Here is a 25982-nt window from a genome sequence, read left to right as displayed (position 1 = left end):
TGACATCAGGAGACGCGCAGTCCTTTGAACTCGCTGCGGTGGAAGACGAGGGCATCGGCTCTGCCGTCGCTGCGGGCACCGAGGATCTCAAGCAGCGCCACTGTGTGGTCACCGGCGGCGAACTCGGCGTGAAGGCGGGTCCACAGATATGCCGAGCTGTCCGGAATCGTCAGAGCGCCGCTCGCGGTGACGTCGGGAACGACGTCGTTGAAGCGCCGGTTGCGGTCCGTCGATGCGAGCTGCCTGGCCAGGCCCTCTTGGTCCGTGCTCAGCAGTGAGATTCCCAGTTCCGGGGCCCGGCGCAGGGAGGGCCAGGTGGTCGAGGAGTTCTGGATCGCGACGCTGACCAAGGGAGGGGCGAGGGAGACCCCGACCGTCAGAGTGGAGGCGACGATGCCGAGCGGAACCGCGTCGGCCTCGGCGCCGATGAACGCGACTCCCTGTGGGAAATGGGAGAACGTCTCGCGGAGAACCTCCGGCGAGGCGCGGTTCGCCTCCATGGGTGTGGCAGCAACGGGGCTAGTCGAGATCGTCATTCAATCACCTCACGTGTTCTGTTGAGCGATCCTGGACGTGCTCGCTGGTTCCGAGGCCACCGGATCGTTCGACTGTGTGTCGGTCGTCGGTGCCGATGATTCCAGAGACCGCCTTGAATTGCGACGTTAGAGTTCATATGACGACGTTCTTTGTCCGCGTGTGACGGATGATGTCAGGGCATGACGGAGCGCATCCGGTGGCGGTGCCTCAGGGGCTAGATTGCTCAGCGAAATTCTATCCCGGCACGGTTGCCTGCTCGAGCAGGCCCACAGGAGACGTTCATGACACAGCTTTCGGTCACCGACTCGACACCCCAGAGTCCGCCGCGGTTGCTCGCCGGCAAGAAGCGGGTGCTGGCTTCGGCCTTCGCCGGCACGACGATCGAGTGGTACGACTTCTACCTCTACGGCACAGCCGCGGCACTGATCTTCGACGTCCAGTTCTTCCCCTCTGGCAGTGAACTCGGCAGCCGACTGGCCGCCTTCGCCACCCTGGCCGTCGGATTCTTCGCCCGCCCTTTGGGCGGAATCATCGCCGGCCACCTCGGCGACCGACTGGGCCGCAAGGCGCTGCTCGTGGTCTCCCTGCTGTCGATGGGCACCGCTTCCACACTCATCGGACTTGTTCCGAACTTCGCGACGATCGGCTGGTGGGCCGCGGTCTCCCTGGTCGTCCTGCGCATCGTCCAGGGCCTGTCCGCCGGAGCCGAATGGGGCGGCTCCGCGCTGCTCTCGGTCGAACATGCTCCGGCGCGCAGACGCGGACTGTTCGGCTCCTTCACCCAGATCGGATCCGCGGCGGGCATGCTCCTGGCCACCAGCGCCTTCTTCCTCGTGCAGAAGCTGCTGCCGAGCGATCAGTTCGAATCCTTCGGCTGGCGCATCCCGTTCCTCGCCTCCGCGGTGCTCGTGGCCTTGGCGCTGTGGATCCGCCTCGGCGTCTCCGATGCGCCGGAATTCCAGGAACTCAAGGACTCCGGCGAGGTCGCCGAGGCCCCGCTGCGCGAGGTCATCACCGCGTACCCGCGCGTGCTGCTCGTCACGATCGGGCTGCGCCTGGCTCAGAACAGCGTCTTCTATCTCATCACCGTCTACATGCTCAGCTATCTGTCTGAGAATCGCGGCGATTCCACCTCGGGGGTCGCCGCCGTGATGATCGCCTCGGCGATCGGTCTGTTCACCGGGCCGGTCTGGGGATGGGCCTCGGACCGTCTCGGCCGCAGACCCGTGACCATCAGCGGACTGATCGGCATCGCCGTCTTCGGCTGGGTGTTCTTCGCCTTTCTCGACGCCGGGCCGCTGTCCTTCCTGCCCATCGTCGTCATCCTCGGTATGAATCTCGCCCACGACGCCGTCTACGGCCCCCAAGCCGCGTGGTTCGCCGAGCAGTTCCCCATCGAGGTCCGCTACTCGGGCGTGAATATGGGCTACCAGCTGGGCACCGTGATCGGCGGCGGCATCATGCCGATGGTCGCAGCTCTGCTTTACGTCGCCGGAGGACACTCGCCCTGGCTCATCTGCGGCTACCTCACGCTGCTGTGCGTGCTCTCGCTCATCGCCGCCGCAGCGGCGAAGGACCCGGCCCGCCGCCTCGCCCGCTCGGCCGCCGGAACCATCACCACCAACACAGGAGACACCAGATGACGAAACCGATCCTGCTCAATGCCTTCGACATGATGACCCCGGTGCACCAGTCGCCCGGGCTCTGGCGCCACCCCGAATCGCGCATCGAGGACTTCACGAAGCTCGAGTACTGGATCGAGCTGGCGCAGACCCTGGAAGAAGGCGGCTTCGCCTCACTGTTCCTCGCCGACATCCTCGGGGTCTACGACGTCTACGGCGGCAATGCCGACGTCACGAACCGCGGGGGAGTGCAGTTCCCGCTGCTCGACCCGCTCGTTGCGGTCCCAGCCATGGCAGCGGCCACGAAGACCCTCGGCTTCGGCGTCACCGCCTCGGTGACCTATGAGAAGCCCTACCTGCTCGCCCGCACCCTGACCACGCTCGACCACTTCACGAACGGTCGGGTGGCCTGGAACATCGTGACCAGCTACGTCGATTCGGCCGCCCGCAACCTCGGCCTCAAGGGACAGATCCCACACGACGAGCGCTACGACAGGGCCGACGAGTTCATGGAAGTCGTGTACAAGCTCTGCGAAGGGTCGATCACTCCCGAGGCGCTCAAGGCCGATGCCGAAGCCAACGTCTTCATCGATCCCGCAGAGGTCCGGGAGATCGGCCACGAGGGCAGGTTCTTCACCGTGCCCGGTCAGGCGCTCGCCGTTCCGGGCCCGCAGGGGACTCCGCTGCTGTTCCAAGCCGGAGCGTCCGCACGAGGCCAGGAGTTCGCGCTCGACCATGCCGAGGCGATCTTCTTATCCGGACCGACCCCACAGATTCTGCGCAGCTGGGTCGACAGGGTCCGTGACGGTCTCGTCGCACGCGGCCGTTCCCGAGATGCAGTGAAGATCTTCGCACTGGCCACAGTGATCGTCGACGACACCGATGAGGCGGCCGAACAGCGCCTGACCGACTACCGCAGGTATGTCGACACGGAATCCGCTCTCTCCCTCTTCGGCGGTTGGACAGGGGTCGACCTCTCGGGCGCCTCACCCGATGACACGCTCGAATACGTGTCCACCGACGCCAACCAGTCGGCGCTCGCCTCCTTCACCACCATGACCGGGGACAAGGCGTGGACGATCCGCGATCTGGCGGAGTTCGTCGCGCTCGGCGGCCGTGGACCGGTCATCACCGGGTCGCCCGAGACCGTCGTCGACGAATTCCAACGGTGGATGGACGAAGCGGACATCGACGGGTTCAACATCGCCGCCGCCGTCCGACCGTCCGACGCCGAACGCTTCACGAAGTACGTCTCACCCGAAATGCGCAGGCGCGGTCTCCTGCGCGACCCAGTCGCCGGAGCCACGGTGCGCGAACGTCTCACCGGTGGGGGACCGCACCTGGCCGACGACCATAAGGGCGCAGGCTTCCGGCTGGACGCGGGCGTTCGCGTGTGATCGGCTCGGGCTGCGGAGTGAGGTTCGGCAGGTGAGTGCTCGAGGACTGAGAGAATGAAACAGTCGAGGACGCGATCGGCTACGGACTCGACGGCTTCGACCTGCTCATCCTCAGCTTCGCACTCAGCGGGATCATCGCGAGCTTCGGACTCAGCGACGTCCAGGCCGGATCGCTGTCGACGATCACTCTCCTGGGAGCCGTCCTGGGCGGCATAGTCTTCGGCGCGCTCGCCGACCGGCTCGGTCGCCGCCCCGCTTTCTGGATCTTCCGGGCGGGAGCGATCATCTCGATCCTCGTCTACAGTCAGATGACCGACCCGACCGCTCTGCTCGCCGGCGGGTTCCTCATGGGCGCCTTCGCCAACGACATGCTGGGCGGACACGGAGCGCTGCTGGCTGAGATGTACCCGACCGAAGTCAGGGCCACGGCTCAGAACGTCATCTTCAACATCGGACGCGCCATCGGGGGACTGGCGCCCATCGTCATCGCCCTGCTGGCCGGTTCCCTCGGGTTCGGCTTCGCCTTGGCGCTGCTGCCGACCATCTGCGTCATCCAGTTCCTCGCGATGTTCCTGCTGCCGGAGAAGCGCGGTCTCGCTCTCGAATGAGCCGCTGAGGAGCCCCGGTCGTCGACGGTGACGAACTGTGACAGCGCGCGGGGGCGGTGAGCGGCCCCAGGGCCATACTTGTCGACTGTGACTTCGACAGAATCCGCCGACGATTCGGCGCAGACACCACTCGCCGTCGGCCAGACAGCATCCGCACAGACTCCTCCTGCCTCCGCGGCGACAGCGGCGGACAGTGCTCGTTCCCCGCGCCTCGTGCGCACCGCGGCAGATATCCACAACGTGCTCGCCGAGTTCGGTTCTCAGGGGACGAAGACGACGGCCGTCATCATCCTCGCCCTCGGCGGCATCTTCATGGACGCCTACGACTTCTCCTCTCTGGCCTTCGGCATCACGGCGATTCAGGACCAGTTCGGCCTCAGCGGATTCATGACCGGACTCGTCAACGCCTCGATCATGGTCGGCGCCGTTATCGGGGCGCTGTTCGGCGGCTACCTCGTCGACCGTTTCGGCCGCTACAGACTGTTCATGGCCGATATGGTCTTCTTCGTCGTCGCCGCGCTCGGCTGCGCCGTGGCACCGAACGAATGGTTCCTCATCGCCTTCCGCTTCGTCATGGGCATCGGCGTCGGCCTCGATCTTCCTGTGGCCATGGCCTTCCTCGCCGAATTCTCCAAACTCAAGGGCAAAGGCAACCGCTCACAGCGGGTCAACGCCTGGTCGCCCGCCTGGTACTTCGCCACCGGTGTCGGGTACCTCGTCGTTCTCATCATCTTCGTCACCCTGCCCTATGACCAGCACGCGATCCTCTGGCGCATCGTCGTCGGTTTCGGCGCAGTGCCTGCGCTCATCGTGCTCCTGGTGCGTCGTCGCTACCTCGCGGAATCGCCCGAATGGCTGGCCAATCAGGGCGATCTTCGGGCCGCAGTCGACGTCATGCGCTCCCACCACAACCTCGATGTCGAACTCGCCCCTGTCGATGAGCAGGACTCGCCCGCCTCCTCGGCCGATCCGGTCAAGGGTGGGAGATGGAGCGGCTTCGCTGAACTCTTCACCCCGCGCTACAGGGTGCGCACCATCGTGGCGCTCTGTGTCTCCGTGTTCTCGACCTTCGGCTACAACGCCGTCGCCTACGGCACTCCGCTCATCATCACGACGCTCTTCCATCAGACGCCGCTGATCACGATCGTCTCCTCGCTCATCATCAATCTCGGCTTCGGCACCATCGGCGGGCTGCTCGGGATGAGCATCGTCAATCGCTTCGGCACACGCCGGATCACCCTGGTCGGATTCATGATCCAGGCTCTGTCGCTGGGGCTGTTGGCGATCGTGGGCATCCCGAACGGCGCCCTCGTCATCGTCTCCGTGGCCATGCTCTCGGCCTTCGTCTTCGCCCAAGCCGGTGGGCCCGGAGCGAACCTCATGAATTACGCGACGCTGTCCTATCCGACCCGGCTGCGCGGCATCGGGATCGGCTTCAACCAGTCCGTGCTGCGCGCCTTCTCGATCGTCTCGCTCATCATGTTCCCGATCCTCGCCGGCTCTCTGGGCACCGGTGTGTTCTGGATCGTCGCCTGCGCCCCACTGGCCGGTGCGATCGCCGTGGGCGTCGTGAAGTGGGATCCGACGGCCAAAGACGTCGAGCACGAGGGCTGACGGTCGCAGATCCTCGTACGGCCGAGTCCCTCGTCGGACTCGGTCTGAGCACATCGAAGGTGCGCAGCTGTGCGCCGGCTCGGAAGAACGAGCTGAGCGGGTGGCTGTTCGGTCAGCCTTCCTCGGCCTGATCTGCGTCGTCGGCGGTTCGGGCCAGGCGTTTCGAATGCTTGTCGTGCTGCTCCCGGCTCGTCCCCAGATGGTGCGCGGCCAGGGCTCCGGCTCGAGCCTGGTCCCGGCGGGCGATCGCCTCGTAGAGTTCGGCATGCTCGGTGGCGACGACGCCGAGGTCATCGTGTCGGCTCAGCTGCCAGCGCATCCGCGAATCGAGCAGTGCCCCGATCTCCGCGAGCAGCTCGTTGCCCGAGAGCTCGGTGACGATGGCGTGGAACTCCGCCGCGCAGCGGTGTGCACCGACGACGTCCCCGGCCTCCGACAGCTCCTGTCCCTTGCGCATCGTGGCCTCAAGACGGGCCAGCCCCTCGCGGTTGTGCCTTTGAGCGGCCAGCTCGAAGGAGAGTACGTCGAAGACCGTTCGGACCTCGTTGAGGTCTGCGATGTCGCTGGGGGAGAACACCCGGACCGTTGACCACGTGTTCGGTCGGTTCGTCACCAGCCCTTCAGCAGCGAGCTTCTTCAGCGCCTCACGGATGGGCACACGGGAGACGCCGAGTTCGGTCGCGAGATTGCGTTCCACGAGCTTGTCTCCCGGCATCCGATCGCCGTCGATGATCTCGTTGCGCAGCGCCTCGGTGACCCGCGCCGTCTCCGAGCGCGGAGTCTCATCGGTCCCCACTCGGTCCTCGTCTCACCGTGTGCGCTCCATCGCGCGGCCGAGGGTATCGAGGCCGACAGAGCCGAGCCCCAGCGCCTGAGTGTGGAATGCCTTGAGATCGAAGTCGGCGCCGGCGGCGGACTTCGCTTCGTCTCGGAACTGCTCCCACAGGCGTTGGCCGATCTTGTAGCTGGGAGCCTGACCGGGCCACCCGAGGTAGCGGTCGAGTTCGAAGGCCAGGAACGACCGATCCATGGCGACATTGTCCGTGAGGAACTGCCAGGCCTTCTCCCGATTCCAGATCCCGCCGCCGAGGCTGTCCGGAGCCTCGAGCCCGAGGTGGAAGCCGATGTCGAGGACCACTCGCGCCGCACGCAGACGCTGCGAATCGAGCATGCCCAGGTAGTCGCCGGGATCGTCTAAGAATCCGAGGTCGGCCATGAGCTTCTCGGCATACAGCGCCCACCCCTCACCGTGTCCGGAGACCCAGCACATGAGACGACGCCAGCGATTGAGAGTGCCCGAGACATAGGTGGCCTGACCGATCTGCAGATGATGACCGGGAACTCCCTCGTGGTAGACCGTCGTCCTCTCCTGCCAGGCGGCGAACTCCGTGACGCCTTCGGGCACCGACCACCACATGCGGCCGGGCCGGGAGAAGTCGTCGGTCGGGCCGGTGTAGTAGATGCCGCCGGTTGCAGAAGGGGCGATCATGCATTCGATCGTCCGTACCGGCTCGGGAATGTCGAAGTGGGTCTTGCCGAGTTCGGCGATCGCCTCGTCGGCCACGCTCTGCATCCACTCACGCAGAGCGTCGGTGCCGACGAGCGTGCGTTCGGGATCCTTGTTCAGAGCATCCATGACCTCGAACAGATCGGCGCCGGGCACGATCTTCGCCGCCACCTTGCGCTGTTCGGCGTCGATGCGGGCGAGTTCCTCGAGTCCCCAGGCGTAGGTCTCGTCGAAGTCGACCTCGGCGCCGAGGAAGTCCCGGGAGTGGAGTCCATAGGCTTCCCGGCCGCAGGCCTCGTTCTCGCCGGCAGCCGGCAGCAGCTGCGAGCCGAGGAACTCGGCCAGGGCCGATGCGGATTCCCGCGCCGCCGCAGCATGGTCACTCAGATCCGAGCGCAGGGCTGCAGGGATATCGGAGGCGCCGGCGACGAGACGGTCGAAGTTGCTGCCCGGTTCGGCCAGGGCCCGGGCCTGTTCGATGACCTTCTCGATCTGGATGCGAGCAGCGACGCGACCGTTCTCCCGTGCCGATGCGAGGGACTCCTGGTAGCCGGCCAGCGAAGCGGGAATCGCGGCCAGTGTGGTCGAGATCGTCTCCCAGTCGTCGGTCGTGGAGGTGGGCATGAGGTCGAAGGCATCCCGGACCTGCTGCAGCGGGGATTCGATGACATTGAGGCTCGCATGCTTGATGCCGGCCTCGAAGAGGTCCCTGTCGACGCCGAGACGATCGCGCATCGCATCGACGGTGACGCGATCGACCTCATCGAGTTCGGCTCCGGCTTCGGCCTCATCCAGGCGCTTGAGCGTGGACACGGTGAGGTCGTTGAGTGCAGAGAGCCCGGCGGGGGAGAGGTCGTCGAAACCCTCCGCGCCGTCGAGGCCCAGATACAGGGCGAGAGAGGGGGAGAGCGCGAGCATGTCATCGACGTAGTCCTCGGCGACGGCGTCGACAGCGGAAGGAGTTCTCTTCTCAGTCATGGGATCCACCCTATCGCGAGCTGCGTCACGTTCGGCGTGGACTGCAGCCCCCGGCCGTCGTCGAACCCGCTAATCTGTCTGTGTTCCCGACACGCAGCAGAAAGCGAGACCGACCTCCAGTGGCACAAGCGAAGCTGTGGACGAAGGACTTCATCGTCGGCATCGGTCTCAACCTGTCGATGTCGATGGTGTTCTACCTGCTGATGACGTCCATGGCCGGCTACGCCGTGGCCCGGTTCGCCGCCGGCGAGGCAGCCGCCGGATTCGCGTCCTCCGCCTTCGTCCTCGGCGCCGTCTTCGCCCGTGTGCTCACCGGCAAGTATCTCGACTTCATCGGGCGCAGGCGTCTGCTCATCATCACGATGGCGGTCTCGGTGCTCGCCTCGTTGGCATATCTGGCCGCCGACAGCCTCACCCTTCTCATCGGTCTGCGCATCGTCCACGGCCTCGCCTTCGGAGCGGGCAACACTGCGATCATGACCGCCATCCAGAGCATCATCCCCGCCTCCCGTCGGGGCGAAGGGACGGGCTACTTCGGAACGGCCACGACGCTGTCGACGGCGCTCGGACCGTACCTGGGTGTGATCATCCCCCGCGAATCCGATTTCGCGATGCTCTTCATCGCCTCGGCCGTCATGTCCGTCGCGGCCCTCGTGGCCTGTATTCTCATCCGCTTGCCTGCCCAGGAGCTCAGCGACTATCAGCGGCGGACGAAATGGCATCTCAGGCTCGGCACGCTCGTAGATCGGGACGGGCTGCGGATCGGCTCGGTCATGCTGCTGGCCGGCACCGCCTACGCCGCGGCACTCGTGTTCCTCGCCGGCTATGCGGCCGAGCACGGGGTCGCGGCCGCGGCCTCACTGTTCTTCGTCGCCTTCGCTCTCGCCTCGCTCGTCGCCCGCCTGTTCGTCGGCCGGCTGCAGGACGTCTTCGGCGACAACGCAGTGATCTTCCCGGTCTTCGCCTGCGACATCGCCGGAAATCTCCTGCTGGCGCTGTGGCCGACGATGACGGGTATCGTTCTCGCCGGCGTGCTCATCGGCTTCGGATTCGGCTCGCTCATGCCCTGCATGCAAGCCATCACCGTCAAATCGGTGACGATGAATCGCGTTCCCGTGGCCACGGCATCCTTCTTCCTCCTCCTCGACGCCGGTTCGGGCATCGGCCCGGTCATCCTCGGGTTCCTCTATCCGCTGACCGGTGGGAACGGGATGTTCCTCGTCTGCGCCGGACTCGTCGTCGCCGCCGTCGTCGTCTACATCGGAGTCCACGGTCGTCGCCGAGGCGGCCGACCCGGCCGGGAATACCTCGGGTGAGTCGTCCGGTTCCGCCCTCGTCGTGATCGCGATAGCCTGAGAGAGAACCGTACGAAGGGCCCTGGCCCTTCGGCTCAGAGCCCGCTGCCCGGAGGATCAGAATGAAGTTCGCGCTCGCTCAGATCAACTCGACCACCTCGGTGCCCGAGAATCTCGACAAAGTCCGCACCTTTGCTCGTGAGGCCGCCGAGGCGGGCGCCCGCTTCGTCGTCTTCCCGGAGGCCACGATGTCAGCCTTCGGACCGGGGCTGCGCGGCATCGCGGAGGAGAACACCGAATCCTGGAGAAGCGCCCTGGCCGAGCTGGCAGCCGAACTCGACCTCAACATCGTCGTCGGTGAATTCGCTGTCACCGGCGACAGGGTCATCAATCTCCTCGCCGCCTACACGCCTGAGGGCGAACGATTCGACTACGCGAAGATCCACCTCTACGATGCCTTCGGATTCAAGGAATCGGACACCGTGGAACCCGGAGCCGAACCTGTGGTGATCAGCATCGACGGCGAGGACATCGGTCTGGCTCTGTGCTATGACATCCGCTTTCCCAAGCTCTTCGCCGAACTCAGCCGCCGCGGTGCCCGTCTGGCTGTGGTGGCCGCCGCCTGGGGTGCCGGACCCGGCAAGGTCGAGCAATGGGAGATACTCGCGCGGGCCCGAGCCCTCGATTCGAACATGTTCGTGGCCGCACTCGGCCAGGCCGATCCCGAGGTCAGCGGTGTCGAGGTGCCGAAGAAGGGGCCGACAGGTGTCGGGCACAGCCTCGTCTCCGACCCTTTCGGCCACGTCCTCAGCTCACTGGACGGGGCCGAGCGCCTCGAAGTCGTCGACCTCGACCTGTCCGAGGCGGACAAGGCGGCCGAGGCGGTTCCGGTGCTGGCCAACGCGAAGCTCGGATACTGAGTCCGAGGCGCTGCAGGGACGCCGGCGGCTGAATGCGAGTGTGCTCTAGAACACTTTAGTTGCACTTGAGGCAAAAATGCACGGAGTGCAATAATAGGATCATGTCATTCAGTTCGGAAAGCGATCCCTCGGCCCCGACAGAAGGGCTGCGTGAACGCAAGAAGCGCGAACGCGGCCAGGCTCTGCGGCGCGCCGCCGTCGATCTCGCCCTGGAGAAGGGCTACCACAACGTCACCGTCGAAGACATCTGCGAACGCTGCGGAGTCTCGCGCCGGACCTTCTTCAACTACTACTCATCGAAGGAAGAAGCACTCCTCGGACGCGCCGACACCGTATTCGATGAGGAGGACCAGCCTGCCATCGAGGAGTTCGAGGCCGGAGGGCCCCATGGGAACCTCATCGCCGATCTCGAGCACCTCCTCGGTTTCATCGTCGCGACTCGCATGAGCAAACGCGAGGAGATGCACCAGTACCACCTCATGCTCAAGCAGGATCCCTCGCTGCTGCAGCTGCAGATGGCGCGGATGGGCAACAACGAACGGCTCTTCCGACGCATCATCCAGCGTCGCCTCGATGGCACGCCTCGCACGGCCTCGGCGCCGGTTCCGCCTCTCAGCGAGACAGCGGTCGCCTGCGACGCCGAGGACGATGAGCCGGTCTCGCTGCGCGCCGAAGCCGTCGCCGCGCTGGCGATGATGGCGCTGAAGGCGACTTTCACACGTCTGCGCAGGTTCGAGGGCGATCCGGGCCCCGTCATCGAGGGGCTCTTCACCGAACTGCGCACGATCTTCAAGGAGGAGTCAGCATGAGTGCTGCACCCGCGACGGAGGACAGGGCTCCGATCGTTCTGACGAAGAAGACGATCGTTCTCATCTTCTCCGCCCTCATGGCCGCGATGTTCCTGGCCACTCTGGACCAGACGATCGTGTCCACGGCGATGCCGACCATCGTCGGCGAACTCGACGGTGTCGAGCATCAGGCCTGGCTGGTCACCATCTATCTGCTGGCCATGACGATCGTCATGCCTCTCTACGGCAAGTTCGGCGACATGTGGGGACGGAAGATCATCTTCCTGGTGGCGATTGCGATCTTCGTCATCGGATCCTTCGGCTCCGGCCTGTCCCAGAACTTCTGGGAGCTCATCGCCTGGCGCGGGTTCCAGGGCCTGGGCGGCGGTGGTCTGATGATCCTCTCGCAGGCGATCATCGCCGACATCATTCCCGCCAGCGAGCGCGGAAAGTACATGGGACCGCTCGGCGGACTGTTTGCGATCTCGAGCGTGCTCGGCCCGGTGCTGGGCGGATTCTTCACCCAGCATCTGGACTGGCGCTGGTGCTTCTGGATCAACGTGCCCATCGGCATCATCGCGTTCTTCATCGGTCTCTTCGCCCTGCGTCTGCCCAGTCACAGGTCCGATCAGAAGGTCGACGTCCTCGGCATCGTTCTGATGATCGCAGCGACCTCGCAGCTCATCCTCGTCACCAGCTGGGGCGGGCACGACTACGACTGGGACTCGCCGGTGATCATCTCCCTCATCATCGGCACGGTCGTCGCGGCAGTGCTGTTCGTCCTCGCCGAGTCGAAGGTGTCGAACCCGATCATCCCGATCGGACTGTTCAAGAACCCGACGTTCGTGCTCTCCACCGTCATCGGCCTGCTCCTCGGGTTGGGCATGTTCTCCGCGATGGCATTCCTGCCGACCTTCATGCAGATGGCTGCGGGCACCGATGTCACCGGGTCCGGACTGCTCATGCTGCCGATGATGGCCGGCGTCATGCTCACGTCGATCGTCTCGGGCATCATCGTGTCGAAGACCGGCAAGTACAAGATCTATCCGCTCGCCGGCACCCTCATCGCCGGCGCCGCACTGGCCTGGATGACGACGATGACGGCCGACACCTCAATGGTCGTCATCGGCCTCATGATCTTCACCATGGGCTTCGGCCTGGGACTGGTCATGCAGATCATCGTCCTGGTCATCCAGAACTCCGTGGCTCCGCAGCTGGTCGGCACGGCTACCTCGACGAACAACTATTTCCGTGAGATCGGCGCCTCGGTGGGCACCGCGCTGTTCGGTTCGATCTTCACCTCTCGTCTCTCGGACAAGATCGCCGAGGCGATGCAGGACCTGCCGGCGAACGCAGCCAATGCCGCTGCAGGCGCGCCGGCGACTGATTCTCTGACCCCGGAGTCGGCGGCGGACCTGCCCGGTCCGGTCCACGATCTAGTGGTCAACGCCTACGCCGACGCCCTGGCGCCCTCGTTCTGGTACATGGTCCCGGTGTTCCTCATCGCCTTCGTCCTCGCCTGGTTCCTCCCGCAGCTCAAACTCTCCGACGTCGCCGGCATGGTGGCTCGCGGCGAGGCCGTCTACGGAGAGGACATGGGCGGAGCCGCACGGGGGACGGCAGACTCGGAGAGCCACCGGCGCCTGAGCACGATCTCGGTCGAAGGGGAGTCCGATCCCGCACCGGGAACCGCCGCCGGCACGTTCCAAGTGGCGGCGGGCGTGGATCCGGCCAAGGACCAATACCGCCTGAAGTAGCCGCTGAGCCTCGGCCTCCGGCCGCCCGCCTGCCTCGAGAGGACCACTTGGCGACGCTCGCCCTTCAAGCGTGTCCCGCGGGGGTCAGCGTCCCAGGGTCTGCGTCCAGGCCTGCGGGAGGCGCCGACGCACATTGCGGCGTGGGGCGCCGAACCCTGCACGGTCGTGCCTCTTCGTCTCGATCTCGTTCAGCGCCGCCGCCTGATTGGCTGCATAGGCACGAGCCACCTGACGGATCGCGACCACAGCGGCCACTGCTGCTGCGCTGGCCATCTCGTCGCTGACCGGTTCGCCGTCGTGAGCGAGGACCCGCGAACGCGTCTCGACCGAGGCGGAGACCACGGAGTCGGCCGCGGCCCCTTCGGCAACTCCGGTCAGCTCGTCTGCCGCGGCCGGTTCCTCGACGGGCAGTCCCTGTGCACCCTCACTCATAGTGGGATGTTACCGTGCTTGCGCGCGGGAGCGTCGACGTGCTTGTTCTTCAACGCGCGCAGGGAACGCACGATCCGGCTGCGGGTCTCGCTCGGCTTGATGACGGCGTCGATGTAGCCCTCTTCGGCGGCCAGATACGGGTTGAGCAGAGCGTCCTCGTAGTCCTGAATGAGCTCGCCCCGCACGGCTTCGACGTCCTCACCGGCCTCCTCGGCGGCCTTGAGTCTGCGCCGGTAGACGATGTTCGCCGCACCCTGGGCGCCCATGACCGCGATCTGCGCGCTCGGCCAGGCGAGGTTGATATCGGCCCCGAGCTGTTTCGACCCCATCACACAGTACGCGCCCCCGTATGCCTTGCGGGTGATGAGAGTGACCAGGGGGACCGTGGCCTCACCATAGGCGTAGATGAGCTTCGCCCCGCGGCGGATGATGCCGCCGTACTCCTGATCGGTGCCGGGCAGGAAGCCGGGCACGTCGACGAAGGTGAGGATCGGGATGTTGAAGGCGTCGCAGAGGCGAACGAAACGAGCGGCCTTCTCCGAGGCGTCGATGTCCAAGGTGCCGGCCAGCTGCATCGGCTGGTTGGCGATGATCCCGACGCTCACGCCCTCGACCCGGCCGAACCCGGTGATGACGTTCGGAGCGAAGAGCTCGGAGACCTGCAGGAACTCCGCATCGTCGAGGACGGTGGTGACGACGTCGAGGATGTCGTAGGGCTGCGAAGGCGAATCGGGCATGAGGGCATCGAGCGCCTCGTCCTCGGCCGTCAGCGAGAGATCGGACTCGAACTCATCGGCATCGGCCGGATCGATGTTGTTCTGCGGAAGGAACGAGAGCAGATCGCGCACATAGTTGACGGCGTCCTCCTCGTCACTGGCCAGGTAGTGGGCGTTGCCCGAGACGGTGTTGTTCGTCCGGCCGCCGCCGAGCTCCTCGTGGCCGACCGACTCGCCGGTGACGGTCTTGATGACGTCCGGACCGGTGATGTACATGTGGCTGATCTGATCGACCATGATCGTGACATCCGTCAGGGCGGGCGAGTAGACAGCACCGCCGGCCGAGGGGCCCATGATCAGCGAGATCTGCGGGATGACCCCGGAGGAGGCCACATTGAGGCGGAAGATCTCGGCGAACAGGGCGATCGACCCCACGCCCTCCTGGATCCGGGCGCCGCCGGAGTCGTTGATGCCGATGATCGGGCAGCCGAGCTTGAGCGCGAGCTTCTGCACCTTGACGATCTTGCGTCCGTTCGCCTCCGCGAGCGACCCGCCGAGGACAGTGAAGTCGTGAGCGAAGACTGCGACGGTCTTGCCCTCGATCGTGCCCAGCCCGCAGACCACGCCGTCGCCGTCGGGACGGTTGTTCTGCATCCCGAACTGGTGGTTGTGGTGGCGGGCGAATTCGTCGATCTCCTGGAAGGAATCGGCATCGAGGAGAGCGGTGATGCGTTCACGGGCGGTCTGCTTGCCGCGCTTGTGCTGATTGTCCACCGAGCGCTGGTTGCCGGTGTGGGCAGCGTCCCGGCGCTGGGTGAAGTGCTCGATGCGCTCGGCTGTAGTCCGTGGGGTATCCGTCATGCCTCCACAATAACGACGTGAGAGCGCTTCATTGTGCACTCCCACCAAAAGAATCTAGAGTGGTCTGGTGAACAGCCAACACAATTCCCTTCTCGTCGACGTCGACTCCGTCGTCCGCGCAGCCGCGGACCGTGGTCTCTCACTCCCGCGTCTGATCTGGGACGATACCTGCGCGTCCACGAACGACGAGTTGGCGCGTCTCGTGAGAGAGGGCGTCGAAGCGCCGGCCGAGTTCACCATCCGCGGCACCGATTTCCAGAGTTCCGGCCACGGTCGTCTCGGGCGGACCTGGACGGTCCCGGCCCGTGGCTGTCTGACCTGGTCGATCCTTCTCACTCCTCCGGCCGGGTTCTCGAAGTGGGGATGGATTCCGCTCATCGCCGGTGAGGCCGTGCGCGCCGCCGTCGCCGAGGCGGGTGTGCCCTCCGTGATCAAATGGCCCAACGATGTGCTCACCGTCGAGGGGAAGAAGCTGTGCGGCATCCTCGCCCGAATCGAGTCCCTTCCGAGCGGACCGAGGATCGTGTTGGGGATGGGGCTGAATACGCGACTGCAGCCGGCCGATCTGCCGCGGGCCGATGCGAGTTCCCTGGCCATCGAGACCGGGACCGAGGGTTCAGAAATTGATCATGAAGCGTTGTTACTGTCGATCCTGAGCACACTGATCCCTTGCTACAGAGAGCTGACCGACTATGGCGATGAGGATTTCCGTGACAGCCCCACCGCGCAGAGAGTGCGTGAGCACATGGTGACGCTCGGAACGCAGGTCAGGGTGGAGAGGCCCGACGGCTCGGAGCTCATCGGGACCGCCACCGGCCTCGATTCCGGAGCCGACCTCATCATCGACGATCGGGTGTCAGTCAGCGCCGGTGACGTCCACCACCTGCGTCCGGCTCCCACTCCGCCCGACCACGAGGGAGGTGAGCGATGATGGCCGTCTCCGACTTCACCGCCGGATTCGATGTCGTCGGTCGCGAGCGCCTCGGTTCGGCCGAGGTCGGTGAGCACGACGGGCAGACGCCGGAGGGTTCCGGTGCCTCGGAAGCAGCTTCGCAGAACTCGGCAGCAGGGGACGCGGAGGCCCGGGACGTCGATCGTTCGCACACCGATCCGACGCGCGACGTGGAGGTCGCCGCGGACGAAGCGGCCACCGCCGAGGCGGAATCGTCCGCAGGACCGAACTCGCTGCCGATCATCACCGACGAACGGCTGCGAGAACACACCGCGGATGCCGCTCCGGCGAGAGCCGGAGCATCCCCAGCCTCGGTGCACGGCATCGAACACGGCGACGACGATCTGGTGCGCGGTCTCGAGACCGCCCCTGCCGGCTCCTCCGACGACACAGCCGCGGCCGAGAGAGACGCCGATGCTGAAGGAGACTTCTTCGGAGGGCTGTACGAAGATCCGCGCACCGCGGCGCTGCAGATCGTGGAGGAGGGCGAGGACGAGGACAATGCGGCCGACTTCGACGACACGATCTACGAGACCCGCACGGCCGCCGAACGCCTCGAGGAGATCCTGCTCGACGGCAAGCGCGTCCTCGACCGGCGCGAGGCGGCCAAGCTCGGCGGCATCTCGACGGTCTCGGCGCGCAAGATGTGGCGAGCACTCGGAATGTCGCAGACCGACGAGGGGGAGAAGGCCTACACCGTCAGCGACGCGCACGCCCTGAGGATGTGGGCGAAGCCCGTCGCCGACGGCCTCATCGATCAGGACACCGCGCTGTCCCTGGCCCGCGCGATCGGACAGACCACCGACCGACTCGTCGTCTGGCAGATGGAGACGCTCGTCGAGTTCCTCACCGAGGAGAAGGGGCTGTCCGACCCCGAGGCGCGCCGGGACGCCCTCCAGGTCGTCGAGGACATGATCGACCCTCTGCAGAAGATGCTCACCTATTCGTGGCGGCGCAACCTCGCCGAGGTGATGGGTCGGCTCAATGTCAATGTCTCCGACGGTCTGGCCATGGACAACCGGCAGGGCTGGTACGATTCCTCGATGCCTCTGGCGCGGGCGGTCGGTTTCATCGACCTCGTCTCCTTCACCCGTCTGTCGCAGCAGATGGAGCCCAGACAGCTGGCGAACATGGTCCAGGAGTTCCAGGGGATGGCCTACAACATCGTCGCCACAGGGGGCGGGCGTGTCATCAAGACCGTCGGCGACGAAGTGTTCTTCGCCGCCTCCACTCCTCTGGCCGGCGCCGAGATCGCCATGACTCTCATGGAACGCGTCACTGCCGCCGAGGACCTGCCGCAGGCCCGCGTCGGGTTCGTCTGGGGTCGAGTGCTCTCGCGTCTGGGGGACATCTTCGGCTCGAGCGTCAACCTTGCGGCGCGCCTGACCGCAGTCGCCGACCCCGGGACGATCTTCACCGACGAAGAGACCGCGCGCGTGCTCTCGGCCTCCGATGACTACGTCTTCGAACCCCGACAGTCGATCTCGCTCCACGGGCTCGGCGAGACCGCCATCGGCGAAATGAAGCGCGGCACCGCGGCGCGCATGCGACTCGATATCGACGACGAAGGCGAGTCCTGAGCGCAGCCGCGCTCCTCAGAGCACCGACGCTCGCCTCGCTCCGGCGGCGACGCTCGGCTCAGAACAGGGCGGAGCCGTCATCCTCTTCGTCGTCATGGGAGACGATGACGGCGTCCTCGGTGTCGAACTTCGCCCGTGCGATCTCGTCCTCGGCATCATCGACATCGAGTCCGAGCCCGTCGACGCTCGTCGCCAGTCCCTGCTGACCGTGCTGTGCCGCGCCCGCGGTCGTCCGCTTCGCCGCAGCCTTCGACTTCCCGGCGCCGGCATCGTCATCCTCCGAACCCGGCTCAGGTGAGGGACCGTCGGGATCCGAGTCGGCACCGGCCGAATGGTCGATCGCTTCGGCCCCGCCCAGGCGCGGCAGCGTGCCGATGACGTCGATCTTCGACTCCAACGGAGAACCGGTACCGTCCCGACGCGAGAGCTCCGCGGGCAGCGTCCGGGCACCCCCGCCGATGGCAGCGGCCTGGGGTGAGTCGCCGACCCACGCCAGTGACAACTCGGTCTCGCCCTTGAGGAACTTGTGCGCACGCACCCCCGAGGTCGCCCGCCCCTTGGTCGGGAACTCGGAGAACTCGCTGACCTTGATCGAGGAAGAGGGCGCGCCGTAGAAGTTCTCCCCGCTGGCGATGGTGACCACGGCGAAGCTGCCGAGAGCGGCATCGGCGTCGCCGTCCTCATCGGTCTTCGCCGCCTTCGGAGTCATGCCGAAGAAGATCACCTGCGCTTCGGCGCCGACCTTGATTCCCGCGACGCCCGAAGCGTTCCAGCCCTGGGCTCGCAGGCCGCCGGCGTCGAAGGCGAGCAGCTGGGCGTTCGACGTCACGAACACGGCGAGGGAATCGTCGATCGCCTCCGGCTGCGCGACACCAACGACGGTGTCCTTGCCCTTGAGGGTGAGGACCTCCCATTCGTTCTTGTTCGGCCGTCCCGCCACGGACACCCGCTTGACGACGCCCTGGGCCGTGCCGAGGACGAACTCGCGATCGAGGTCGACGAGACCGAGGATCTTCTCGTTCTTCTCCAATGCCGCGTACTCGGCGATCTTCACGCCACCGGCGACATTGGGTCTGGATGCGGCCGGGGACAGCGCGGGCAGGTCGACGACATCGACCATGTGCAGGCGCCCTGCGGTGGTGACGGCTCCGACCTTGCCCTGGGTCGTGGTGACGATCTCCGAGCGCAGTGCATCATGGCTCGAACGCCGGCCGTCGCGTGCCAGGGGTGCGGCATCCGAGGTCCGAGCGATGCGGCCGGAGGTCGACAGCAGCACCCGGCAGGGGGAGTCGGCGATCTTGAGGTTCGTCGGGGCTTTCTTGCCCTTGGCGGTCAGCTCCTTCATCGATCCTTCGATGAGGACTGTGCGCCTCGGCGATCCGATGATCTCGGCCGTCGTTTCGAGTTCGGTCGCGACGAGCTCCCGCAGCTTCGCCTCATCGGCGAGCAGGGATTCGAGATAGTCGATCCGCTTCTTCAGCTCGTCGCGTTCGGCCTCGAGTTCGAGTCGGGAGAACTTCGTGAGTCGGCGCAGCTGCAGATCGAGGATGTAGGTCGCCTGCAGCTCGGAGAGTTCGAAGACGTCCATGAGCCGTGTCCTGGCCGTGGCCGCGTCGTCCGAGGAGCGGATGAGCTGGATGACCTCGTCGATGTCGAGGATTGCGATGAGGAGGCCCTCGACGAGGTGGAGCCGGTCCTTGGCCTTGCGCAGCTGGAAGACCGTGCGGCGACGCACGACGTCGATGCGGTGGGTGAGATAGACCATGAGCAGGTCTCGCAGACCCAGAGTGGAGGGCTGGCCCTCGACGAGGCAGACGTTGTTGATGCCGAAGGACTCCTCCAAGGGCGTCTGCCGGTAGAGCTCGGCGAGCACGGCCTCGGGATTGAAGCCGTTCTTGACCCCGATGACCAGACGCAGGCCGTTCTTGCGGTCGGAATAGTCGTCGATCGAGGCGATGCCGGTCAGCTTCTTCGCTCCGACGGCGTCCTTGACCTTCGACACGACCTTCTCCGGGCCGACGAGGTAGGGCAGCTCGGTGACGACGATGCCCTTGCGGCGGGCGCTGATGTTCTCGATCGAGACGGTGGCGCGGGTGCGGAAGGTGCCGCGGCCGGTCTCATAGGCTTCGCGCACACCGTCGAGACCGATGATCCGGCCTCCGGTGGGCAGGTCAGGGCCCGGGATGAAGCGCATGAGTTCGGCCAGACCGGCATCAGGGTTGCGGATGAGGTGGGCGCAGGCGGCGATGACCTCACCGGGATTGTGCGGGGCCATGTTCGTGGCCATGCCCACTGCGATGCCCGAGGCGCCGTTGATGAGCAGGTTGGGAAAAGCGCTCGGGAGCACTTCGGGCTGGGTCAGCGTGTTGTCGTAGTTCGGGACGAAGTCGACGACGTCTTCGTCGAGTCCTGCGATCATGTGCATCGACGCGGTGGTCAGTCGGGCCTCGGTGTAGCGCGGGGCCGCGGGCCCGTCGTCGAGCGAACCGAAGTTGCCGTGGCCGTCGACCAAGGGCACACGCATGATGAAGTCCTGGCTCAGACGCACCAGTGCGTCGTAGATCGCCGAGTCGCCGTGCGGGTGCAGCTTGCCCATGACGTCGCCGACGATGCGCGATGACTTCACATGGCCGCGTTCCGGTCGCAGCCCCATATCGCCCATCTGGTAGACGATGCGCCGCTGCACCGGTTTGAGGCCGTCCCGGGCATCGGGCAGCGCACGGGAGTAGATGACCGAATACGCATACTCGAGGTACGAACTCTCCATCTCTGAGGAGACGTCGACATCGATGACTCTGCCTTCGGGCATGGAACTCCTTTGACGCACGAACTGTTCGATTCTCGTGCCCGTCCGCGCCGCAGGCGTGCTTCAGTGCAGGAGGGCACCCGTCGATTCTAGCGTTCGATTTGAGCTCTCCGGCTCAATCGGGCGTCAGCGCAGCGTTCGTGTCGGAGGCTCAGGCCGACTCGCGGCTGTTGTGCAGCCAGGAGAAGAACTCCTTCATATAGGCCTCGACATTGGCCCGTTCGGCGGTGCCGGAGACGAGCTCGCTGAACATCATGCCGGCGATCGAGCTGTTGACGCGGCGAGCGTAATCGGCGTCGACGCCGGCGAAGCGCATGATGAAGTCCTGGATCGCCCGGAGGTTCTTCTCCTTGGCGACGACGGCCTCGGGAGGCAGCGCCGGATCGAGACTGAGCATCATCATGGTGTAGAACCGGTTGCGGTCGGTGGTCAGCCAGTTCATGCAGAAGTCGATGGCGACCTCGATGGGATCGGCATCCGGTGCCCGCACCAGTTCGGGGATGCGTTCGAGCTGCTGGGAATTCAGTTCGCCGATGCGCTCCATGATTCCGGTGATCAGCGCATCGCGGGTGCGATAGACATTGGACGTCGAACCCACCGGCAGTTCGGCCAGCGCATCGACCGCCCGGTGAGTGAGTCCCCGGACTCCCTGTTCGGCGACTACGGCGATCGCGGAGTCGGTGACTACGTCTCTGCGCGAAATCATGACTGTGAGGCCTCGCTCTCATGGGACACCCGCAGTTGCCGGTGCCGTGGTCGGTGGGTGGCCAGTGGCTGGCCACAGACAGTGGCCGCCGGAGCGGCCACTCACTGAAACACGAATTCATAACTTTTCGTGCTGAACGGATACAGACACTACCTGTCAACCCTGCGAATTGGTATAAGACTCGCCAATCTGCCAGGCGGTTCCCAATATTCGGGGTGCGTCCTCGGCCGGTGCTGACGCGATGCTCAGCTTCTGGCGGCGGACGGCAGAAGCTGAGGAAGGGCCGGCCGGAGCCGCGGGCGCGGATCCGAACATCGCTTCGTCTCTCAGCTGAGGAGTCGTCGGGTGCCGTCGATGCGAGTCGGGTCCGGCAGCAGGTCCACGTGGGCGCTGAGCACATGGCCATCGGTCTCCGTGGCGACCATGGGGTGGATGACGAGCTCGAGGATCTGCGGATGGTTCTCCACGAGCACCGACAGTCGCTCGAGCACATTCCTCAGCGGCTGGATATTCATCGGCGGCAGGCCCCGATAGCCGAACAGACGCGGGGAGGCTTTGATCGACCGGATCATGTTCCCGGCCTCCTTGTCGGTGATCGGCGCGACCCGGTGTGCGACATCTCCGAGCAGCTCAGTGGTGTCACCGGCCAGAGAGAAGGCCAACAGCGGGCCGAGCAGCGGGTCCTCGCCCGCGCGCAGCACGCAGGGGACTCCGTGCGGGGCCATCGCCTGGACGTCGACGAGCGGCTCCTCGTCACCGGCCAGCTGCCGGATGGTGTCCTGGATCGCGGCGAAATCCTCGGCGAGCTCTTCGGGGGAGTCGATGTTCAGGCGGACACCGCCGAGTTCCATCCGATGACGGAGCACCTTCGTCACGGCCTTGAGGGCCACTGGGTATCCGATCCTCTCGGCCGCGGCGAGTCCCTCCTCGACCGAGGAGGCCGCGATGTAGGGCAGGACCTCGATGCCGTAGGCGCTGAGCAGCTCCCGTGTGTCATCGCGTTCGAGGCGGACCGGGGTGCCCGGCTTCGCCCCGGTCAGGGCCGCGTCGATGATCGTCCGGACCTTCTTGTCGTCGAGATCGTCGAGTTCGATGTACCGACCGTGATCGGCCGCACGCCAGCGCGAGTAGTCCGTCGCTCGGGCCAAGGCCCACACCGCATCCTCCGGGCCGATATAGCTGGGCACTGTCCGCGAGACGCGCTTGCCCTCGTCGTCGGCGAGGTAGCTGGTGAGCTCGTCATGCACGCCATGGATGCCGAGGAAGCAGGCGACTGTGGTCTTGCCCGAACGGGCGGCGGACTCGGACAGCATGGCTGCGATCTCCGACTCCTCGGCACCGGCCGAGGGGGTGAAGGTGACGATGACGGAATCGATGTCGGTCCGAGCGAACATGGCATCGAGTTCGGCCCGGAAGGCCTCGGCGTCGACTTCGGGGTGGAGGGAGACCGGATCGCACTCGACATGCAGGCCTTCGGACCGGGCTCGCTGTACGATCAGGGTGCCCATCGCCGCCGAATTGCCGATGACTCCGACCCGCCGTCCCTCGGGCAGCTTCTGTGTGGCGAAGACCTGAGCGAGGTCGAAGAGCTGGTGGACGGTGTCGGCTCTGATCACCCCGGCCTGTTCGAGCACCTGGTCGAGCGTGTTCGGAGCCAGCGACGAGGTGCGCACGATATGACCGGGCGGCAGCTCGCGGCCGGTGAGGTCGGATTTGATGACAACGACCGGCTTGACCCGCGAGACGCGGCGGGCGATCCGAGAGAACTTCCGCGGATTGCCGATGGACTCGAGGTAGAGACCGACGGTCTGCGTGGCCGGGTCCTCCTCCCAGTACTGGAGCATGTCGTTGCCCGAAAGGTCGGCCCTGTTGCCTGCGGAGACGAAGGTCGAGATGCCCAGACCACGTTTCTTCGCGGCCGCCAGCAGTGCGGTGCCCAGAGCCCCCGACTGGCTGAACAGGCCGAGCGTGCCCGAGGCGGGCAGGAACGGGGCCAGTGAGGCGTTGAGCGAGATGTCCTCGGCCTCATTGACCAGACCGAATGAGTTCGGACCGACGACGCGCATGCCGTAGGCGCGCGAGGTTGCGACCATCCGCCTCTGCAGCTCCGCTCCCTCCGGGCCGGTCTCGGCGAAGCCGGAGGAGATGACGAGCACGGCCTTGACGCCGTGGGCGGCGCAGTCCTGGACGACCTCGGTGACGGATTCGGCCGGAACCGCGATGACAGCGAGATCGGCGGTGCCGGGCAGTGCGTCGAGGCTCGGGAAGGCCTGGACCCCGGCGATCTGATCGGCCTCGGGGTGGACGACCCAGAGCCTGCCGGTGAATTTCGCGGCGGTGATGTTGCGGATGAGCAGGTGACCGGTGGAATTGCGTTTGCGACTGGCGCCGATGACCGCCACCGAGGTGGGATGGAGGACGGTGCGCACGCTCAGGGCCTCGGCCCTGTGCTCGCGGGAGGCCTGGACCTCGATCGACCGCGCGGTCGGATCGATGTCGAACTTCACGGCCACGACTCCGTCGTCGAATCCGCGGGAGACCTCGTAGCCGGCGGCCTGGAAGACCTGGAGCATCGAGCGATTCTGCGGCAGCACCTCTGCGGTGAATCGCTGGATTCCCGATTCTCGGGCCGCCGCGGCCAGATGCTCGAGCAGGATCGAGCCGATTCCGCGCCCCTGATGGGCATCGGCGATGTTGAAGGCCACCTCGGCCTCGGTGTCGGAGATCCTGTCGAAGCGTCCCACGCCGATGATGTCATTGCCGATGAGCATGATCAGGGCGACACGATCGTGGTGGTCGACGTTGACGAATCGATCGAGATCCCGCTGCGGCAGACGCGGCAGCGGAGCGAAGAAGCGCAGATAGACGGACTCCGGCGACTGAGCTTCGTGCATGCGCGCCAGAGCGTCGGCATCGGCAGGAGTGATCGGACGCAGATGGGCGGTGCCGCCGTCCCGGAGGACGACATCGGCTTCCCACCCGGCAGGATACTTTTCCATGGTCCCAGCATATGCGTCCGGCTCCGATTGCGGTCGACCTCGCTGGGAAGTGTCAGGGGAGTGGGGCACAATGGAGGACATGGCATTACCCGAGGTTCTCGTACACGATCTGCAGTCGGCCGGCTACTATCCTCAGCTGACCCAAGGCATACTCGCCGACTCCCTGTTCGACGAACCGGTACTGGCTCACTTCGTCCACATCGACACCCATGTCGACATCGAATCCATCCACCGGCACGTCACCGCGTTCGTCCTCACCGAGACCCGTCTGCTGCTGGCGCACGTCGATGACGACCCGAATTCCGAACCGGGGTCGAATCCGCGGGCCGTGACCAGCAGCGAGGACATCGAGCTCGACAGACTCGGTACGGTCATGGTCGGCCGCACCTTCGCCGACCCCGCCTCCTACACACCCGGCGACAAGCCGGTCGAAGTCTCCCTCACCCTGTCGTGGGGTGCCTCCAAGCGGATCGAGGCCTTTCCCGAAACCTGCGGGGACCCCAACTGCATGGGCGATCACGGCTATGGCGGCTCGGTCTTCGCCGAAGACGTCATGCTCCGGGTCTCGGCCGAGGCCGAGGGGCAGGCCGCCGTCGACCGCATCGCCGATTTCGCCGGAAGGCTGCGGGCCGCGGTCTTCCACGCTCGGCTCAGATCGCGTCGTTGATGGGTGAGACGACACCGCGGCCTCAGGACGGCGCGCCGCTGTTGGGGCCACCGGACTACTCCGGCCCTGTCCTGTCGGACATCGTTCCTGCCGCGGCACTCGGCCTCGGCGCGGGGAGCATCTTCGACACCGAGGTGCAGGAGCGCGCGCGCAGGCTCGGTCTCGACCGCCACTCACGGACCGCGATCGTCGTGCTCATCGACGGGCTGGGGGAGCAGCAGCTGCGGCGCTACAGCGGCTACACCCCCTTCTTCCGGTCCCTGGCCGACACCCGCAGGACCCTGTCCGCCGGGTTCCCCTCGACCACGGCGAACTCTCTGTCGTCCCTGGCCACGGGCCGTCTGCCCGGTGCGCATGGAGTCGTCGGCTACCGAGTGCTCGACCCGGAGAAGGACGCGGTGTTCAACCAGCTGACGTGGAACCTCGACGTCGACCCGGTGGCCTGGGTGCCCGACGCCACGCTCTTCGAGCGGCTCACGGACGCCGACGTCGACGTGGTCAGCCTCGGCGAGAGGAAGTTCGCCGGCCGCGGGCTCAATCGCGCTTCCCTGCGCGGAGGCCGCTTCCGAGACTCGAAGACCCTGGAGGAGCGCTGTTCGCAGGCCCTGGCCGAAGCTCGGGCGCCGGGGCGCCGACTCGTCTATCTCTACTGGGGCAATCTGGACAAGACCGGTCATGTGCACGGATCGAACTCGGCAGCTTGGACCGAGGAGCTCGAACGAGTCGACCTCGCTCTGTCCCGTTTGGCCGCCGATCTTCCCCACGATGCGACGATGCTGGTCACCGCCGATCACGGGATGGTCGACGTCGACCACGATCGTCGTCTCGACCTCGCCGATGCTCCCGAGCTCAAAGCCGGTCTCAGGCACGTCGGCGGGGAACCGCGGGCTCTCCACCTCTACGCCGAACCCGGTGCCGAGGCGGACGTCGGCTCCGCCTGGCGGGAGACGATCGGTGAGCGCGGCCTCATCCTGCCGAAATCCGAGGCGATCGCGCGGGGGTACTTCGGCCCTGTGGCCCCGCACGTATACAGCCGGATCGGCGACTTCCTCGTCATCTGCGCCGATGAGTTCGCGGTCGTCGACTCCCAGGTCGAATCCGCCTCGGCGCTGGCGCTCATCGGCCACCACGGTTCGACCACGGAACGGGAGCTCGAGATCCCGCTCCTCGTCGTCTGAGACCCGGATACGCGGCCCGAATCGCGGACCACGAGCCGTGTCCGCCGGTGGCGAGCGTTAGG

At 66.0% G+C, this 25982-nt stretch carries 20 protein-coding genes; 12 read left to right on the top strand and 8 right to left on the bottom strand.

All coding sequences use genetic code 11. The features are described 5' to 3' along the window. Positions 1-5: 5 nt before the first annotated feature. Positions 6-536, bottom strand: a complete 531-nt coding sequence (locus IIE29_RS11175) for a flavin reductase family protein (protein WP_246475899.1) — start codon at positions 534-536, stop codon at positions 6-8. Positions 537-818: 282 nt separating this feature from the next. On the opposite strand from IIE29_RS11175, the gene IIE29_RS11170 reads away from it, so the two are divergent. From IIE29_RS11170 to IIE29_RS11155, 4 genes are all read left to right on the top strand, one after another. Further along, positions 819-2180: an MFS transporter gene (locus IIE29_RS11170; protein WP_209325331.1), complete on the top strand. Its 1362-nt coding sequence runs from the start codon at positions 819-821 to the stop codon at positions 2178-2180. Beyond that, positions 2177-3556, top strand: a complete 1380-nt coding sequence (locus IIE29_RS11165; protein WP_209325330.1) for an LLM class flavin-dependent oxidoreductase — start codon at positions 2177-2179, stop codon at positions 3554-3556. Before IIE29_RS11170 ends, IIE29_RS11165 begins: the two co-directional genes overlap by 4 nt. A gap of 74 nt (positions 3557-3630) precedes the next feature. Continuing rightward, positions 3631-4164 carry an MFS transporter gene (locus IIE29_RS11160; protein ID WP_209325483.1) on the top strand — a complete coding sequence of 178 codons (534 nt, stop codon included), beginning with the start codon at positions 3631-3633 and terminating at the stop codon, positions 4162-4164. 87 nt (positions 4165-4251) lie between these two features. Beyond that, positions 4252-5778, top strand: a complete 1527-nt coding sequence (locus IIE29_RS11155; protein ID WP_343071879.1) for an MFS transporter — start codon at positions 4252-4254, stop codon at positions 5776-5778. A 112-nt stretch (positions 5779-5890) separates the two neighbouring features. Here IIE29_RS11155 and IIE29_RS11150 read toward each other — a convergent pair whose 3' ends face one another. Then, the gene (locus tag IIE29_RS11150) at positions 5891-6574 is read right to left on the bottom strand and encodes a GntR family transcriptional regulator (protein ID WP_209325329.1); all 684 of its coding nucleotides are present in this window, start codon (positions 6572-6574) and stop codon (positions 5891-5893) included. 12 nt (positions 6575-6586) lie between these two features. Further along, positions 6587-8263: a DUF885 domain-containing protein gene (locus IIE29_RS11145; RefSeq protein WP_209325328.1), complete on the bottom strand. Its 1677-nt coding sequence runs from the start codon at positions 8261-8263 to the stop codon at positions 6587-6589. 119 nt (positions 8264-8382) lie between these two features. Between IIE29_RS11145 and IIE29_RS11140 the strand changes: the two genes are divergently transcribed. From IIE29_RS11140 to IIE29_RS11125, 4 genes are all read left to right on the top strand, one after another. Next, complete coding sequence (locus tag IIE29_RS11140; RefSeq protein ID WP_209325327.1) at positions 8383-9579, top strand: MFS transporter; 1197 nt, start codon at positions 8383-8385, stop codon at positions 9577-9579. A gap of 101 nt (positions 9580-9680) precedes the next feature. Then, positions 9681-10478 (top strand): nitrilase-related carbon-nitrogen hydrolase, encoded by a 798-nt coding sequence (locus IIE29_RS11135; protein ID WP_209325326.1) that lies wholly within the window; start codon positions 9681-9683, stop codon positions 10476-10478. A 101-nt stretch (positions 10479-10579) separates the two neighbouring features. Further along, on the top strand, positions 10580-11287 hold the full coding sequence (locus IIE29_RS11130) for a TetR/AcrR family transcriptional regulator (protein WP_209325325.1): 708 nt from the start codon (positions 10580-10582) through the stop codon (positions 11285-11287). Beyond that, positions 11284-13023 carry an MDR family MFS transporter gene (locus tag IIE29_RS11125; protein WP_209325324.1) on the top strand — a complete coding sequence of 580 codons (1740 nt, stop codon included), beginning with the start codon at positions 11284-11286 and terminating at the stop codon, positions 13021-13023. The genes IIE29_RS11130 and IIE29_RS11125 overlap by 4 nt, the downstream gene beginning before the upstream one ends. Positions 13024-13107: 84 nt before the next feature. Here the strand turns inward: IIE29_RS11125 and IIE29_RS11120 are convergent, their stop codons facing one another. Together IIE29_RS11120 and IIE29_RS11115 are read right to left on the bottom strand one after the other, a co-directional pair. Beyond that, a complete protein-coding gene (locus tag IIE29_RS11120; protein WP_246475898.1) occupies positions 13108-13455 on the bottom strand; it encodes a hypothetical protein in 348 nt (115 codons plus the stop codon). Continuing rightward, positions 13452-15032 (bottom strand): acyl-CoA carboxylase subunit beta, encoded by a 1581-nt coding sequence (locus IIE29_RS11115; RefSeq protein WP_209325323.1) that lies wholly within the window; start codon positions 15030-15032, stop codon positions 13452-13454. Before IIE29_RS11115 ends, IIE29_RS11120 begins: the two co-directional genes overlap by 4 nt. Before the next feature lie 67 nt (positions 15033-15099). Here IIE29_RS11115 and IIE29_RS11110 point away from each other — a divergent pair, with 67 nt between their 5' ends. Next, positions 15100-15963: a biotin--[acetyl-CoA-carboxylase] ligase gene (locus tag IIE29_RS11110; protein ID WP_209325322.1), complete on the top strand. Its 864-nt coding sequence runs from the start codon at positions 15100-15102 to the stop codon at positions 15961-15963. Further along, on the top strand, positions 15960-17564 hold the full coding sequence (locus IIE29_RS11105) for an adenylate/guanylate cyclase domain-containing protein (RefSeq protein WP_209325321.1): 1605 nt from the start codon (positions 15960-15962) through the stop codon (positions 17562-17564). Before IIE29_RS11110 ends, IIE29_RS11105 begins: the two co-directional genes overlap by 4 nt. 58 nt (positions 17565-17622) lie before the next feature. Here the strand turns inward: IIE29_RS11105 and IIE29_RS11100 are convergent, their stop codons facing one another. The 3 genes from IIE29_RS11100 to IIE29_RS11090 all read right to left on the bottom strand — a co-directional run bounded on the left by IIE29_RS11100 (position 17623) and on the right by IIE29_RS11090 (position 24075). Then, positions 17623-20373, bottom strand: coding sequence for a DNA gyrase/topoisomerase IV subunit A (locus tag IIE29_RS11100; protein ID WP_209325320.1), 2751 nt, complete (start codon positions 20371-20373; stop codon positions 17623-17625). Positions 20374-20521: 148 nt separating this feature from the next. Further along, positions 20522-21076 (bottom strand): TetR/AcrR family transcriptional regulator, encoded by a 555-nt coding sequence (locus tag IIE29_RS11095; RefSeq protein WP_209325319.1) that lies wholly within the window; start codon positions 21074-21076, stop codon positions 20522-20524. Positions 21077-21402: 326 nt separating this feature from the next. Beyond that, positions 21403-24075, bottom strand: coding sequence for a bifunctional acetate--CoA ligase family protein/GNAT family N-acetyltransferase (locus IIE29_RS11090; RefSeq protein WP_209325318.1), 2673 nt, complete (start codon positions 24073-24075; stop codon positions 21403-21405). A gap of 79 nt (positions 24076-24154) precedes the next feature. On the opposite strand from IIE29_RS11090, the gene IIE29_RS11085 reads away from it, so the two are divergent. Together IIE29_RS11085 and IIE29_RS11080 are read left to right on the top strand one after the other, a co-directional pair. Continuing rightward, positions 24155-24742 (top strand): DUF5998 family protein, encoded by a 588-nt coding sequence (locus IIE29_RS11085; RefSeq protein ID WP_209325317.1) that lies wholly within the window; start codon positions 24155-24157, stop codon positions 24740-24742. Next, positions 24742-25920 carry an alkaline phosphatase family protein gene (locus IIE29_RS11080; protein ID WP_209325316.1) on the top strand — a complete coding sequence of 393 codons (1179 nt, stop codon included), beginning with the start codon at positions 24742-24744 and terminating at the stop codon, positions 25918-25920. Before IIE29_RS11085 ends, IIE29_RS11080 begins: the two co-directional genes overlap by 1 nt. Positions 25921-25982: the final 62 nt, after the last annotated feature.

The organism is Brevibacterium renqingii, from assembly GCF_017808095.1.
Taxonomy (GTDB): domain Bacteria; phylum Actinomycetota; class Actinomycetes; order Actinomycetales; family Brevibacteriaceae; genus Brevibacterium; species Brevibacterium renqingii.
Note: the sequence above shows the minus strand (reverse complement) of the source record. Positions and strands in the feature narration are given on the sequence as shown.

Bases quoted from the DNA above. Each gene is read 5' to 3' on its own strand.
- IIE29_RS11090 (WP_209325318.1), bottom strand. From the start codon at position 24,075: ATGGAAAAGTATCCTGCCGGGTGGGAAGCCGATGTCGTCCTCCGGGAC.
- IIE29_RS11115 (WP_209325323.1), bottom strand. From the start codon at position 15,032: ATGACGGATACCCCACGGACTACAGCCGAGCGCATCGAGCACTTCACC.
- IIE29_RS11135 (WP_209325326.1), top strand. From the start codon at position 9,681: ATGAAGTTCGCGCTCGCTCAGATCAACTCGACCACCTCGGTGCCCGAG.
- IIE29_RS11145 (WP_209325328.1), bottom strand. From the start codon at position 8,263: ATGACTGAGAAGAGAACTCCTTCCGCTGTCGACGCCGTCGCCGAGGAC.
- IIE29_RS11105 (WP_209325321.1), top strand. From the start codon at position 15,960: ATGATGGCCGTCTCCGACTTCACCGCCGGATTCGATGTCGTCGGTCGC.
- IIE29_RS11175 (WP_246475899.1), bottom strand. From the start codon at position 536: ATGACGATCTCGACTAGCCCCGTTGCTGCCACACCCATGGAGGCGAAC.
- IIE29_RS11125 (WP_209325324.1), top strand. From the start codon at position 11,284: ATGAGTGCTGCACCCGCGACGGAGGACAGGGCTCCGATCGTTCTGACG.
- IIE29_RS11100 (WP_209325320.1), bottom strand. From the start codon at position 20,373: ATGCCCGAAGGCAGAGTCATCGATGTCGACGTCTCCTCAGAGATGGAG.
- IIE29_RS11130 (WP_209325325.1), top strand. From the start codon at position 10,580: ATGTCATTCAGTTCGGAAAGCGATCCCTCGGCCCCGACAGAAGGGCTG.
- IIE29_RS11120 (WP_246475898.1), bottom strand. From the start codon at position 13,455: ATGAGTGAGGGTGCACAGGGACTGCCCGTCGAGGAACCGGCCGCGGCA.
- IIE29_RS11165 (WP_209325330.1), top strand. From the start codon at position 2,177: ATGACGAAACCGATCCTGCTCAATGCCTTCGACATGATGACCCCGGTG.
- IIE29_RS11085 (WP_209325317.1), top strand. From the start codon at position 24,155: ATGGCATTACCCGAGGTTCTCGTACACGATCTGCAGTCGGCCGGCTAC.
- IIE29_RS11080 (WP_209325316.1), top strand. From the start codon at position 24,742: ATGGGTGAGACGACACCGCGGCCTCAGGACGGCGCGCCGCTGTTGGGG.
- IIE29_RS11170 (WP_209325331.1), top strand. From the start codon at position 819: ATGACACAGCTTTCGGTCACCGACTCGACACCCCAGAGTCCGCCGCGG.
- IIE29_RS11095 (WP_209325319.1), bottom strand. From the start codon at position 21,076: ATGATTTCGCGCAGAGACGTAGTCACCGACTCCGCGATCGCCGTAGTC.